Annotated in this window: 12 protein-coding genes and 1 pseudogene; 5 read left to right on the top strand and 8 right to left on the bottom strand. The window is 60.2% G+C overall.

The features are described from left to right. Positions 1-7 precede the first annotated feature (7 nt). Together recQ and E0501_RS10380 are read right to left on the bottom strand one after the other, a co-directional pair. Positions 8-2,047: a DNA helicase RecQ gene (gene recQ / locus E0501_RS10385; RefSeq protein ID WP_137701300.1), complete on the bottom strand. Its 2,040-nt coding sequence runs from the start codon at positions 2,045-2,047 to the stop codon at positions 8-10. A 72-nt stretch (positions 2,048-2,119) separates the two neighbouring features. Continuing rightward, a complete protein-coding gene (locus E0501_RS10380; protein ID WP_137701299.1) occupies positions 2,120-2,404 on the bottom strand; it encodes a YggT family protein in 285 nt (94 codons plus the stop codon). A gap of 154 nt (positions 2,405-2,558) precedes the next feature. Here E0501_RS10380 and E0501_RS10375 point away from each other — a divergent pair, with 154 nt between their 5' ends. The 5 genes from E0501_RS10375 (at position 2,559) to arfB (ending at position 7,124) form a co-directional block, all read left to right on the top strand. Then, positions 2,559-3,941 carry an MFS transporter gene (locus E0501_RS10375; protein WP_137701298.1) on the top strand — a complete coding sequence of 461 codons (1,383 nt, stop codon included), beginning with the start codon at positions 2,559-2,561 and terminating at the stop codon, positions 3,939-3,941. Then, on the top strand, positions 3,923-4,783 hold the full coding sequence (gene mepA / locus E0501_RS10370) for a penicillin-insensitive murein endopeptidase (protein WP_137701297.1): 861 nt from the start codon (positions 3,923-3,925) through the stop codon (positions 4,781-4,783). Before E0501_RS10375 ends, mepA begins: the two co-directional genes overlap by 19 nt. Next, positions 4,756-5,640, top strand: a complete 885-nt coding sequence (locus E0501_RS10365) for an esterase-like activity of phytase family protein (protein WP_137701296.1) — start codon at positions 4,756-4,758, stop codon at positions 5,638-5,640. The genes mepA and E0501_RS10365 overlap by 28 nt, the downstream gene beginning before the upstream one ends. Before the next feature lie 94 nt (positions 5,641-5,734). Beyond that, positions 5,735-6,376, top strand: coding sequence for a queuosine precursor transporter (locus E0501_RS10360; RefSeq protein ID WP_137701295.1), 642 nt, complete (start codon positions 5,735-5,737; stop codon positions 6,374-6,376). Positions 6,377-6,707: 331 nt separating this feature from the next. Further along, positions 6,708-7,124: an alternative ribosome rescue aminoacyl-tRNA hydrolase ArfB gene (arfB, locus tag E0501_RS10355; protein WP_137701294.1), complete on the top strand. Its 417-nt coding sequence runs from the start codon at positions 6,708-6,710 to the stop codon at positions 7,122-7,124. A 7-nt stretch (positions 7,125-7,131) separates the two neighbouring features. On the opposite strand, the gene E0501_RS10350 is transcribed toward arfB, so the two are convergent. The 6 genes and pseudogenes from E0501_RS10350 to pncA form a co-directional block, all read right to left on the bottom strand. Then, positions 7,132-7,614 carry a DUF4411 family protein gene (locus E0501_RS10350; protein ID WP_205123482.1) on the bottom strand — a complete coding sequence of 161 codons (483 nt, stop codon included), beginning with the start codon at positions 7,612-7,614 and terminating at the stop codon, positions 7,132-7,134. A 12-nt stretch (positions 7,615-7,626) separates the two neighbouring features. Next, on the bottom strand, positions 7,627-8,820 hold the full coding sequence (locus E0501_RS10345; protein WP_137701292.1) for an ImmA/IrrE family metallo-endopeptidase: 1,194 nt from the start codon (positions 8,818-8,820) through the stop codon (positions 7,627-7,629). Next, positions 8,810-10,099 carry a nicotinate phosphoribosyltransferase gene (gene pncB, locus E0501_RS10340; protein ID WP_137701291.1) on the bottom strand — a complete coding sequence of 430 codons (1,290 nt, stop codon included), beginning with the start codon at positions 10,097-10,099 and terminating at the stop codon, positions 8,810-8,812. Before pncB ends, E0501_RS10345 begins: the two co-directional genes overlap by 11 nt. 68 nt (positions 10,100-10,167) lie before the next feature. Next, positions 10,168-11,247, bottom strand: a complete 1,080-nt coding sequence (locus tag E0501_RS10335; RefSeq protein ID WP_137701290.1) for an ATP-binding protein — start codon at positions 11,245-11,247, stop codon at positions 10,168-10,170. Next, a pseudogene (locus tag E0501_RS21815) lies at positions 11,244-12,101 on the bottom strand (PAS domain-containing protein). The gene E0501_RS10335 and the pseudogene E0501_RS21815 overlap by 4 nt, the downstream one beginning before the upstream one ends. Positions 12,102-12,473: 372 nt before the next feature. Then, positions 12,474-13,070 carry a bifunctional nicotinamidase/pyrazinamidase gene (gene pncA, locus E0501_RS10320; protein WP_137701287.1) on the bottom strand — a complete coding sequence of 199 codons (597 nt, stop codon included), beginning with the start codon at positions 13,068-13,070 and terminating at the stop codon, positions 12,474-12,476. Positions 13,071-13,150 lie beyond the last annotated feature (80 nt).

Genomic DNA, 13,150 nt, shown 5'->3' with positions numbered 1-13,150 from the left:
GGGGGACTTAACCTTCCTCATGCAGGATTTCCAGAAAGGCCACCCCGAAACGTTCCGCCCGACGCGCGCCAAGAATGCGCTCTATCGCCGCGAAATCGGCGGGGCGCGACGCGGCAACTTTTGCCAAAAGCGAAGCCGAGCAAGTCATCGGTTTTTCGATTCCGGTCTCTCCGCGAGCCAGATCGGCCTGAACTTCCAACAGCCGGTCGTAAAGATCGCCGGCACTGCGCCCAGCCAGCTTGCGCCGCTGCGGATGCACCTGCGCGACCTCCCCGGCGATGACGGACAGGAACGCATCGCCGTAGCGTTCGAGTTTCTTGGCGCCCACGCCGCCGATCCGCGCCATGTCGTCCAACGTCTGCGGTCGCGTCTCGGCTATTTCGATCAATGTGCGATCATTGAAGATGATATATGCCGGCACCGCCGCAGCCTCGGCCAGCGCGCGGCGCTTGGCCTTGAGGGCAGAGAGTAGCGGTGCATCCTCATCCGAAACGAGCTCTTTTGCCACCGGCCGCGCGGCCATCTTGCGGATCGTGTCCTTCCGCAGGGACAATCCAGCCTCAGCCCGCAGGATGGGCAGGGCGGCATCCGTCATGCGCAGGGCGCCGTGGCGCGTGGGGTCAGGGCGCAGCAGATCATAGCCCATCATCTGCCGAAAAATCGCCTGCCATTGCCCGCGCGAAAAGTCCTTGCCCACGCCGAAGGTCGGCAAACTGTCATGACCACGTTGACGAACCTTGTCTGTCTGATTGCCAAGCAGGATGTCGATAAGATGCCCAGACCCGAACCATTCCTCGGTGCGCAGCACGGCTGACAGCGCTTTGCGCACTGCCTCGGTACCATCGAACACCTCTGGCGGGTTGTCGCAGATATCGCAGTTGCCGCAGGCCTCGCTGGTCTCTCCGAAATAGGCAAGCAGCGTTTTTCGGCGGCATTCCAGCGCTTCCGCCAGGCCCAGAAGCGCGTTCAGCCGGCCATGATCGGCGGCGCGCCGTTCGGGCGGCGCCAAACCCTCGTCGATCTGTGATCGGCGCAAGCGGATATCGTCCGGGCCAAAGAGCGTCAGCGTCTCGGCCGGGGCGCCATCACGGCCTGCGCGGCCGATTTCCTGGTAATAGGCCTCGATCGATTTGGGTAGGTCGGCATGGGCCACCCAGCGAATATCGGGTTTATCTACCCCCATGCCGAAAGCCACAGTCGCCACCACGATCAATCCATCCTCGGAATTGAAACGGTGCTCGACATGGCGGCGGTCGCCGGCCTCCATTCCGCCGTGATAGTGACAGGCATTGTGCCCAGCGTCGCGCAGCGCTTGCGCGAGACCCTCGGTCTTGGCGCGGGTGCCGCAATAAACGATCCCCGACTGCCCCTTGCGCGCTGCGGCGAAGTCCAGGATCTGGCGCCGCGGACTATCCTTTGCCGAAAAGGCCAGGTGAATATTCGGCCGGTCGAACCCGTGCAGGAAAACCTCGGGCTCTTGCCCATCGAAAAGCCGCTCGATGATCTCCTGCCGGGTTTCCTGATCGGCGGTGGCGGTAAAAGCGGCCAGCGGCACATCAAGTACGCGACGCAGTTCACCGATGCGCAGATAGTCGGGACGGAAATCATGGCCCCACTGGCTGACGCAATGGGCCTCGTCCACCGCGATCAGTCCGACACCGATCCGCCGCAGCATGCCCAGGGCCGAGCCGGCAGCCAGTCGCTCAGGCGCGATATAAAGGAGCTTCAATCGCCCCTCGTCCAGTGCCGCCCAAACCGCGTCGGTTTCTTCCTCGGTATTGCCGCTGGTCAGGGCGCCGGCCTCAACACCCGCCTCTCGCAGCGCGCGAACCTGGTCGCGCATCAGGGCAATCAAAGGGGAAATCACAACCGTCACGCCATCGCGCATCAATGCGGGCAACTGAAAACACAGGGACTTGCCACCGCCTGTCGGCATGATCGCCAAAACGTTTCTGCCATCCGCCACGGCATCGACGATCTCTTCCTGTCCGGGGCGAAACCGGTCGAATCCGAATACGTCGCTCAGAAGCGTGGCAGCGCCTGTCATGAGGATCCTGTAGTGCGTTTACTGCTCTTACAGGAACTTTCACATTTTAAGGAAAGATGAACAAGAGACGGATCAGCGCAACAACAACTCCGGCAGGATGAAATCGCGCAGCGAAATGATGATGATGAAGACCACCAATGGCGACAGATCAAGCGGACGGGTGTCCGGCAGGATCCGGCGGATCGGCGCATAGATCGGTTCGAGTAGCTTGTTCAGACCGTACCAGATCTGCGCCACGAACGGCTGACGCAGGTTGAGAACCTGGAAGTTGATCAGCCAGCTCATGATGATATGGGCCAGCAGGATGAAAAACGCCACGTCCAGAATCAACGCGAGCGGCCCATAGATCGCCATCATGTTGATGTTCCTTGTATTGTTGCCTGTCGCACAGGTAGGCAACAAGTGCCTCAAGGGCAAGGGGCACAAGTAAAGGGCGAGCTTGTCAAGGTCAGGAATTCCTTGCCTCATCTGTCAATTGCCTGTCTAGTTCTCCCCAGAAAAGGGGATGGGAATGAGCGGTATCTCTGCGCGCAAGCGGATCTGGGGTTGGTGGTTTTTCGACTGGGCAAGCCAGCCCTATCACACCCTTCTCGTGACATTTGTTTTCAGCCCCTTCTTTGCCGGTGTGGCGGCCGAGTTCTTCATGTCGTCAGGCATGAGCGAACAGGCCGCGGACGCCAAGGCGCAAACCGTGTGGTCCTGGTGCCTGGCAATTTCCGGGCTGATCATCGGGTTCGGCGCGCCGATCATGGGGGCACTTGCCGATACCGCCGGGCGCCGCATCCCGTGGATATTCGGATTTTCCATCATGTATGCGCTCGGATCCTGGGCCTTGTGGTACACGATGCCCGATGGCTCGAACATGTGGTTCGCCCTTATCGCCTTCGGCATCGGTTTTGTCGGCGCGGAATACGCACTCATCTTTGTTAATTCGCAGCTGCCCTCGATTTCCGACCACGATAACGCTGGCGAGCTTTCGGGCTCGGGTTTCGCTTTCGGCTATGTGGGCGGGCTTGTCGCGCTGGCGATCATGCTGGTGCTCTTCGTCGAACAAGCAGGCGGAAAAACCCTGGTCGGGCTCGATCCCGCTCTGGGTCTTGATGCGACGCAACAAGAGGGCACGCGCGCCGTCGGCCCGATCACCGCGATCTGGTTCGTCATATTCATGATCCCGTATTTCCTATGGGTCCGCGATGATCCGTCGGAACGAAAAAAGGGATCGTTTGGAAATGCGCTTGCACTTCTTGGCAAATCCCTGGGCAACCTTAAGAACCGCATCAGCCTGTCGGCCTATCTCGGCTCCTCAATGTTCTACCGTGACGCGCTGAACGGGCTTTATGGATTCGGCGGTGTTTACGCCAAGCTGGTGCTCAATTGGGAGCTGACGCAAATCGGCATTTTCGGCATCGTCGGCGGCATTTCCGCTGCGTTCTTCAGCTGGATCGGCGGCAAGATCGACAAGCGCCTTGGACCAAAACCGGTGATCATCTTTGCGATCTGGATGCTGATCCTCGTCTGCACCACTATCGTGGGGATGTCGCGCGAAACCTTCTTCGGGTTTGCGCTGCCCGAAGGATCGCGCCTGCCTGACATCGTGTTCTTTGGCTGCGGTGTAGTGATAGGCGGTATGGGCGGGACACTTCAGGCTGCCTCACGCACGTTGATGGTGCGCCACACCGACCCGGCCGCGCCGACCGAAAGCTTTGGTCTCTACGGTCTCTCGGGCCGGGCCACCGCCTTCATGGCGCCTGCCCTGATCGGCGTTGCTACCGCAATAAGCGGAAGCGCGCGACTGGGCGTTTCTCCTGTGATCCTGCTCTTTCTTATCGGCCTGATCCTGCTACGATGGGTCAAAGCCGAAGGAGACAAGGAAACATGGTCCGTTTCATCTTGACGATTGCCCTGGCCCTTGGTTTGGTCACACCCGGCCTTGCAGCAGACAAGCTGGCCAAGCAACTTTTCGGCGCGGAATCGGCGCCCTCGCAACAAAAGCCGGCGTCATTTGGCGGCTATGCCAAGGGATGCCTTGCCGGCGGAGTCGAACTTCCGGAAACAGGGCCGACCTGGCAGGCAATGCGCCTGAGCCGTAACCGCAACTGGGGCCATCCCGAAACCATCGACTTCATCCAGGATCTCAGCCGCAAGGCGGCCAGCCAGCCGGGCTGGAACGGGCTTTACATCGGCGACATCAGCCAGCCGCGTGGCGGGCCGATGCTGTCGGGGCATCGCAGCCATCAGATCGGTCTGGATATCGATATCTGGATGCTGCCCGCGCAGCGCCTGAACCTTTCACGCAGCCAACGTGAGAGCATTTCATCGGTTTCACTACGCCGCGCCAAGGGCGCCTATGTGAACTCGAACTGGACCCGGGCCCATCACGAGATCATCAAGGCTGCCGCTTCGGACCGGCGCACGGCCCGTATCTTCGTTTTTCCTGGTGCGAAGGCACAGATGTGCAAAGATGAAAAGGGCAACCGCGCTTGGCTGCGCAAGGTTCGGCCCTGGTGGGGCCATCACTATCATTTCCATGTACGACTCAACTGTCCGCGTGGCATGCGTGGCTGCGAAAACCAGGCTGCCCCGCCACCCGGCGACGGCTGCAAGGAAGCGCAGGAGTGGGTGAACAACATCCTCAACCCGCCGCCGCCCGACCCCAATTACAAGCCCAAGAAACGCCGCGAATACGTTCTCGCCGATCTGCCCCGACAATGCGCTGGCGTCCTGCGATCGCGTTAGGCGCGGCGATACTGGCGGGTTTGACGCTGACCGGCTCGGCCGAAGAGCCCCGGCCTGGTCAGTTTCTGGGTCGTTTCACATGGACACTGGACCACGTTCAGTTCGGCGGGTTCTCGGGTCTGGATTTCAGCGATGATGGCGCGACGTTCCAGGCGATCACAGACCGCGGGCATCTGGCCACCGGTCGCATCCGGCGCGATGGAGGAACAATTCGCGGCGTCGACCTGATTGCATTCCGGCCGCTGGAGACCTCGGCTCCGGACAGCAAGTTCGAGAATGACAGCGAGGGACTGGCCCTGTCCGGCGACAGGATTATCGTGTCGTTCGAGCAATCCCACACTGTTCACGCAATATCCCGCGAGGGGAAAAAGACCACCCTGCCCCGGCATCCCGATTTCGGTCGCTTCCCGTCGAACGGTGGTATTGAAGCGCTGGCCATTGATACCAGCGGCCGACTGCATGCCCTGCCGGAACGCTTCCACTACTCAGGTGCGGCACCGGTCTATCGGCTGGAGCGCGGGCAATGGCGCGTCATCCACAAGCTTACCCGTTCGGGCGGGTTTGTGCCCGTTGGCGCGGATTTCGGGCCGGACGGCGCGCTTTACGTGCTCGAACGCGCGTTCACCGGCCTTGCCTTTGCGAGCCGCGTGCGCCGTGTCGTTGAAACGGGAAACGGCTGGCATGACACCACCGTTCTGCAAACTCCGCCCGGACGGCATGACAACCTCGAAGGGTTGGCCGTATCGCACGACGAGCAGGGGCGCATTCGCCTCACGATGATCTCGGATGACAACTTCCGCTTCTTCCAGCGGACCGAAATCGTGGAATACGCCGTGGAGCAACCGGGGCAGGAATAGCTTGCCAAAGCCAATCAAACCCCGTAAACGCCGCCCGTTCGCCGCGTGGGCGAACCATGTCGCCGCAACCATGTCAAAACGGGCTTAAGAAACCATGAACCGCACGCACCTTCCCGGCATTCTTGCCATGGCCGCCATTGTCGTGGCCTCGAACGTTCTCGTTCAATTCCTGCTTCTCGATGGGCTCCTGACCTGGGGCGCCTTTACCTATCCCTTTGCCTTCCTCGTCACCGACGTGATGAACCGCGTCTACGGGCCCGGCCCGGCGCGCAAGGTGGTGTTTGCCGGGTTTGTCACCGGCATCGTCTGCTCTCTCATCGGCAGCCAGATCATGCTGCAGGGCGACGGCTATGAATATGCCGCCGTTCCGCTGCGCATCGCTGTCGGCTCGGGCACGGCGTTCCTGATCGCGCAACTCACTGATGTTGCAGTGTTTAATCGCTTCCGTGGCGGCCGCTGGTGGCGCGCGCCGCTGGTCAGCACGCTGGTGGGATCGGCGCTCGATACCGCGCTCTTCTTCACCATCGCGTTTTCGGCCATGCTGTCCTTCGGGGAAAACGCCGATGCGGCGATCAGCTGGGCGCAGGGCCCCGCGCCGTTCATGACCGTGGGCGCCGAGGCGCCGCTCTGGGTCACGCTCGCGGTGGCCGACTGGCTTGTCAAACTTGCCGTCGCTTTAATCGCTCTTGTGCCCTTCCGCATCATCGTGGGGTCTTTGACCGCCCGCACCACATGATTTTGTTTGACATATGAGTCGTCTGTGTCAGGCTGGACCCAGGCGAAACAAACGAAAGGAGGTGCTCTAGTGTCTATTGAGATCATGGAGAAAGGCGTCGGAACAGTTTGGGAGACGCGGACCTGAGGCAGCCCTCGGGTAACTGAATACCCCAAATTGGTGCAACCTAACCTTCGCACCTCCTTAAATCTCGAAGGGCCGTTCCATCGCTGGGGGCGGCCCTTTTCGTTTGCGCGCGGGGCGTTTACCCTTTCACGCAACACCCCGAAAACAGGGGGGTGATTTGCGTGCACCCCCCGGCTGACATCCGGCTGCCGCCCGAAAGGCCCCCATGCCGTTAAGAATTAACGACGAGATCACGATCGAGGACTGGGAACTGACCGAACAGTTCACCCGCGCCAGCGGCCCGGGCGGGCAGAACGTGAACAAGGTGGCGACGGCGGTCGAGCTTCGGTTCGAGGCCGCCCGCTCCCCCGCGCTGCCCGGCCCGGTGAAGACGCGGCTGAAGAGGCTGGCCGGACGCCGCTGGACCAAGGACGGCGCGCTGATCATCCAATGCGACGAAACCCGCCACCAGGCCCGCAACCGCGAGATCGCGCGGGAGCGGCTTGTTGAGCTGATCCAGCGGGCGCTGGTGAAACCCAAGCGCCGGATCCCGACGAAGCCGACGAAAGGGTCGAAGGAACGGCGGCTCAAGGCGAAGAAGGAGCGGGGGGAGGTGAAGAAGTTGCGGGGGAAGGTTGAATAAGAAGCGCCTACATTTTGAATTTGAGTTCTCTCACCAACTCAAACATGGTGCAACTATGTATTCCAAAATCTCGGCAAACATCAGGGACTTTACGATTTGCTCGAACTTTTGATGGAGCCGAGTTTTCGTAAGTTACAATTTTCCTATTTTCCGGGTCAATAACTCCATAAGAAATCAAGAATGGATCGCGGCCAATTTTCAATATCTCTCTATCATCTAAATCACCGTACCCCTGCTCAACTACTCTGCTTACTATTTCAGGGTCTGCATCCTCTGAGAGGACAAGTGCTTCTTCCACTTCTTTCTGTCCAAGAAAATCCACAATTGCTCCAGTTCCATCGGTTACCTCCTCGAACTGTTCAATAGGAATCTTAACATCGCCATTCTCTCCTTTTTCAACCAACCACCACCAAAATGGCTCAAAACCTTCAAGATTATAAGAGTTTCGTTCACTTGTAATTATCGTATCAGCATCAAGAAGAAACAGCACTATCTCTAACCTCTATCCGCCCGAAACAAGTTTGCCGACGGCTGTCGGCTTCACCCCTAGGACCAGCGCTGCCTTACTAGAAGTCATTATTCCACTGGCCACATACTCTCCGACTAAATTGACAAGCGCTTTACCCAATCGATGACGCTTGACAACATATGGTGATGGATGCCCATCGCGCTTCCGGTGTCTTCTTTCTTCCCTTTCACTTTCGAACCGGCGTTGAAGTTCTTCATATACGGGCCAACTAATTATCGATCTCCCAGCCAAGTTATAAGCAACCATTAGCCGACTGACATTCCAATTCTTCGAAATCTCATTCACTGCTGAGTGTGGATCAATGGCTACCGATCTTTTGTCAAGCTGATCAAAATCTTCTTCAGAAACTAGAAATGCCGCAGCTACTCTGTCGCAAAAAGCCTCAACTTTGCTTTCTGAATTATACCCGCTAATTCCTGATTGGCCCAACAGAATGTGGCAAAGCTCATGCAGCAGAGTAAAGCTCCATGCCGACTTGCTATCGTACTCGTTTATTACGATAAATGGAGCAATATCATCCGCAAGTGCAAAACCCCTGAAAGCCGATACTGGTATAGAAGTTGTGTAATGCCCCAAATGACCCTGTAGAATTACAAATATTCCTGCCTGCTCGGCAGATTGACGCAAGGCGGAGAATGCTAAATCGACGGACTTCTCACGACGAAAATCATGACGGGTGAATCCCAGTATATCTTCAATCGTTTCGGCAGCAGAGAAAACATTATCAATAGATTTGAGGCTACCAACAAATTCGAGATGGTCGACTTCGTCATCTTCTTCGATCATTGATCTTACAATTGACTGCCGCGATCCAATCTCTCTATAGAGCGCAAATATCCGTGCTTCTTCTCCGACAATCGGATCAACGACTTTTCGAAAGTCTTTTGGTGCCTCACTGGTTCTCGGGCGATCTCGCAAGTAAAAAGTAACTAACGGTCTCCTATACTTAGCCGCCATCTTCTTGATTTGGTTTCGAGTTGGTTCTTTTTCCCCTGACTCTATTCTGCTCAGCGAATTTTCAGAGATGCCCAATACTTGGCTCGCCTCAATGAGGTCATAGCCCGCAGTTTCCCGCGCCCAAATAGTTATATCAGGGTTTATGTTCGGCATCTCTACGTCGCTAAGGTTATACTGTTTCTTAAGTTGCACAAGACCTTCAAACCACAACCTCCATCCGCTCCTGCTCGCCCACCCCGAACACCCGCTTGTAGCGGGCGATCTCGTCGGCGGGGCCCATCGCCTTGTTGGGGTTGTCGGAGAGCTTGACCGTGGGGTTGCCGTTGGCGGCCACGGCCTTGCAGACGAGGGAGAAGGGCGCCAATGCGTCGTCGTCGACCAGCCCGCGGAAATCATTCGTCAGCAGAGTGCCCCAGCCGAAGGACACCTTCACCCGCCCGGCGAAATGCGCCTGCAGGTCGATGATCTTGTCGACGTCGAGCCCGTCGGAGAAGATCACCAGCTTCTCGCGCGGGTCCTCGCCGCGCGATGTCCACCAATCGATCGCGGTTTCGGCGCCGATCACGGGATCGCCGCTGTCGATGCGCACGCCCGTCCATTGCGTCAGCCAGTCGGGCGCGCGGTCGAGGAAGCCCTTGGTGCCGTAGGTGTCGGGCAGGATGATGCGCAGGTTGCCCTCATGCTCTTTGTGCCAGTCGGCCAGCACGTCATAGGGGGCCCGTGCCAGCGCGGCATCGTCCTGGGCCAGCGCGGCATAGACCATGGGCAGTTCGTGCGCGTTCGTCCCGATCGCCTCGAGATCGCGCTTCATGGCGATATGCACGTTCGAGGTACCGACGAAGGCCTCGCCCAAGCCCTCCAGCATGGCCTGAACGCACCAGTCCTGCCAAAGGTAGGAATGGCGGCGGCGGGTGCCGAAATCGGCGATCCTGAGGCCTTCGATGCCGCGGAGTTTCTCGACCTTTTCCCAGAGTTTCGTCATCGCGCGGGCATAGAGCACCTGCAGTTCGAACTTGCCCATGCGGTTGAGGACGGCGCGGCCGCGCAGCTCCATCAGCACGGCGAGGGCGGGGATTTCCCAGAGCATGACCTCGTGCCATTTGCCTTCAAAGGTGAGCTCGAACTGGCCGTCGCGTTTTTCCAGGTGATAGGGCGGCAGGCGGAGGTTTTCGAACCATTCCATGAAGTCGGGGCGGAACATCTGGCGCTTGCCATAGAAGGTGTTGCCGCGCAGGAAGGTGCTTTCGCCGCGCGAGAGCGAGAGCGAGCGGATATGGTCGAGCTGTTCGCGCAGCTCGCCTTCGTCGATGAGCTCGGCCAGGCGGATTTTCTTGGTGCGGTTGATGAGCGAGAAGGTGACCGTGGTGTCGGGCTTGTTATGGAAGACCGACTGGCACATCAGAAGCTTGTAGAAATCGTTGTCGATCAGCGAGCGCACGATCGGGTCGATCTTCCACTTGTGGTTCCAGACGCGGGTGGCGATATCCAAGGCAGGGCCCCTTTCTGAGCAGATGCCCGCCCGTTCTAGGACAGATCACCGGGGCGCTCCAAGGGAAATCACGAGGAGCCGGGCGCGGCGAGGGCCGCCAGAAGATCGCCCCGGCGCAACGGCTTGGTGAGAAACCCGTCCATGCCCGCGCCCAGGCAGGCGGCCTTGTCGCTGGCGAAGGTGTTGGCCGTCAGCGCGACGATGCGGGGCTGCGCCGCGGCCTCGGCGCGGATGGCGCGGGTGGCGGCGAGGCCGTCCATCTCCGGCATCGACATATCCATCAGGATGATGTCGGGGGCGTGCACGCGTGTCATCTCGACCGCCTCGCGCCCGTTTTCGGCAAACAGCAGGGTCAGCGGCAGGCCCTCGAGATACTTGCGCACCAGCAGGCGGTTGGTGCGGTTGTCCTCGGCCACGAGGACGGTGCGGCCGGCGGCAGGTTCGGGGATGGATGGGCTGGCTGGGGGTGCGGTCACGGTCTCGACCACGGCGCAGAACACCACGCTGATGGCAAAGCACGAGCCCTGCCCAGGCGTCGAGGTGACGGTAATATCACCACCCATCTCGCGCGCCAGCAGGCGCGAGATCGACAGGCCCAGTCCGGTACCGCCGTATTGCCGCGTGGTGTCTGAATCGGCCTGGGCAAATTCGTCGAAGATATGCGCCAGCCGGTCGGGCGCGATTCCGATGCCGGTGTCGCGCACCAAGAAGCGCAGCAGATGCCCGTCAGCCCGCGCCTCGGCCGAAACGTCCACGCTGATACCGCCGGTCGTGGTGAACTTGATGGCGTTGCCCACGATATTGATCAGTATCTGGCGCAGCCGACCGTCATCGCCGATCACGCGGGCCGGTAGCGGGCCATGCACCTCGAGATCGATCCAGAGACCTTTGGCGCGCGCCTGCGGCCGCAGGATGGCCAGCGCCGCCGCGATACAGTCTTCGAGCACGAACTCGACCGCGTGAAGCGCGGGTTTGCCGGCGTCCAGTTTCGAAAAGTCGAGGATGTCGTTGATGATCGTCAGGAGCGCCTCGCCCGAGCGGCGGATGGTTTCGACATAGTGCCGGTTTTCGCGGTCGAGGTCGGCCTCGGACAGCAGGTCGGCCATGCCGATTATGCCGTTCATCGGCGTGCGGATCTCGTGGCTCATCGTGGCAAGGAATTGCGTTTGGTCTTTTCGCCCTGCTCGGCGGCACGCTTGGCCTCGGCCAGTTCGGCCTCGTGCGTCTCGGCGGCGGTGATATCACGCTCGATGGCGATCACCTGCTCGACCCGGCCTGCTTCGTCTAGGACCGGCACAAGGTTGGTTTCGATCCAGATCTGCCGGCCGTCCTTGCGATAATTCAGGATCTCGGCCCGGTGCGACGTGCCCGCGCGCACCGCCCGGGCAATGCCCTAGCTGGTTTCGTCAGAGGTTGCAGGGCCATTCAGAATATCTGCCGGACGGCGGCCGATGGCCTCGTCCAGGGCATAGCCGGTGATCCGCGTGAAGGCGTCGTTCACCCAATGGATACGGCCAGAGGGATCGGACATGATAACGCTGTCATGGGCGTGTTGAGCCACGAGGGCAAGATTGCGCACCTCGCGCTGCTGGTCCTGCAGGTCATCGTAAGCGCGAGCCAGTTCGAGGCTGTGATCGAGCAGGTCACGGCGCGCGCGGGTCTGACGTTCCTGCCCGGTTGTGACATGGGTCAGGAAAACCTGAACGACATACCCAAGGATCAGCGCTGCGATCAGATCATAGGACATACGCGGCGACCATGCGCCGAAACGGATCGCATCGGCCATAAGGAGGACAGTGACACTGGCCACGTAGATGGCAAGCCGCGCGAATGCCGCGAAACGGTGAAAGGGAAGCACGAGCCCCGCGTTCAGCGCGGCCCCGGTTGCAAAAGCCAGCGCGAAACCGGTCGCGATGTGGCCCTCCACGCCGTACCAGGCAATCGTGATACAGACGCCGATCGTCATCGCCTGCAACCCGGCGGTCAGCGTAGCCAGACGCATCAGCCTTCGGAGATTTTTGCCCTGCGCGATGGCTTGAGGCACGCGTGACAGGAACAGGCAATCAACGGCTTCGCCCAGCAGGGCGATCAAGGCTGCGGCAAACCCTGACCATGGCCCGGCAAAAGCAAAAAGCGCCACCGCGCCCATCAATGTCATCAACTGGCGACGCCAGACATGCGCGACGCGCCCCCGCGCGTAGCGCTCGAACCGGCCCGCCGGGCCGTTGCGCCTGTCGAACTCTTCGATCTGGGCTTCGATGTCACGGATATCCGCGTCCATGGTGCCGCGCCGCCCCCCGTTGAAATCGGTCGGCACAGTCCTAGCCGGTGAGAGGTTAAGAAAACGGCAATCGCGGTCCGGGCCTGAACTGGATCAAACCAGCGCTACGCCGGCCTCGCGCATGGACTTTTCCGCAGCGGCAAGCGAGCCGTCGAGGTCGATTGCACGGCACAGATCGCGCCGGACGGTGACGTCAAACCCAAGCCGCGCGGCATCGAGCGCCGAATACCCCACGCAGAAATCGGTGGCGAGCCCGACCAGGGTAAGCCGCTCGATGCCACGATTGCGCAGATAGCCTTCGAGCCCCGTGGGCGTGACGTGATCGTTTTCGAAAAAGGCCGAGTAGCTGTCGACCTCGCGGCGGAAGCCCTTGCGGATAATCAGGTCGGCCGGATCGGTGTGCAGGTCGGGATGAAAAGCGGCGCCAGCGCTGCCCCAGACACAGTGATCCGGCCAGAGGACCTGCGGGCCGTAGGGCATGTCGACTATGTCATAGGGCGATTTGCCGGCGTGCTGTGTGGCGAACGAGGCATGATCGCCCGGGTGCCAGTCCTGGGTCAGCACCACGCACGGAATCTGCTGCATCAGGGCGTTGATCCCGGGCACGATTTCATCGCCACTAGGTACGGCGAGCGCGCCGTCGGGGCAGAAATCGTTTTGCACGTCGATCACGATCAGGGCCTGGGTCATGCTGCGCCTCCTTACAGGGTGCTCCGAGACTGGCCGCAAGGCCGGACGAGGTCAACTGGCCGCAGCGCGCGGGCCTTGCC

Origin of the sequence: Marimonas lutisalis, from assembly GCF_005434965.1 — a bacterium.
Lineage (GTDB): Bacteria > Pseudomonadota > Alphaproteobacteria > Rhodobacterales > Rhodobacteraceae > Marimonas_A > Marimonas_A lutisalis.
The sequence above is the reverse complement of the archived record's forward strand: the minus strand, read 5'-3'. Positions and strand labels throughout refer to the sequence as shown.

Coding starts and splice junctions, on each gene's coding strand:
- recQ (WP_137701300.1), bottom strand. CDS start 2,047: ATGACAGGCGCTGCCACGCTTCTGAGCGACGTATTCGGATTCGACCGG.
- E0501_RS10380 (WP_137701299.1), bottom strand. CDS start 2,404: ATGATGGCGATCTATGGGCCGCTCGCGTTGATTCTGGACGTGGCGTTT.
- E0501_RS10375 (WP_137701298.1), top strand. CDS start 2,559: ATGAGCGGTATCTCTGCGCGCAAGCGGATCTGGGGTTGGTGGTTTTTC.
- mepA (WP_137701297.1), top strand. CDS start 3,923: ATGGTCCGTTTCATCTTGACGATTGCCCTGGCCCTTGGTTTGGTCACA.
- E0501_RS10365 (WP_137701296.1), top strand. CDS start 4,756: ATGCGCTGGCGTCCTGCGATCGCGTTAGGCGCGGCGATACTGGCGGGT.
- E0501_RS10360 (WP_137701295.1), top strand. CDS start 5,735: ATGAACCGCACGCACCTTCCCGGCATTCTTGCCATGGCCGCCATTGTC.
- arfB (WP_137701294.1), top strand. CDS start 6,708: ATGCCGTTAAGAATTAACGACGAGATCACGATCGAGGACTGGGAACTG.
- E0501_RS10335 (WP_137701290.1), bottom strand. CDS start 11,247: ATGAGCCACGAGATCCGCACGCCGATGAACGGCATAATCGGCATGGCC.
- pncA (WP_137701287.1), bottom strand. CDS start 13,070: ATGACCCAGGCCCTGATCGTGATCGACGTGCAAAACGATTTCTGCCCC.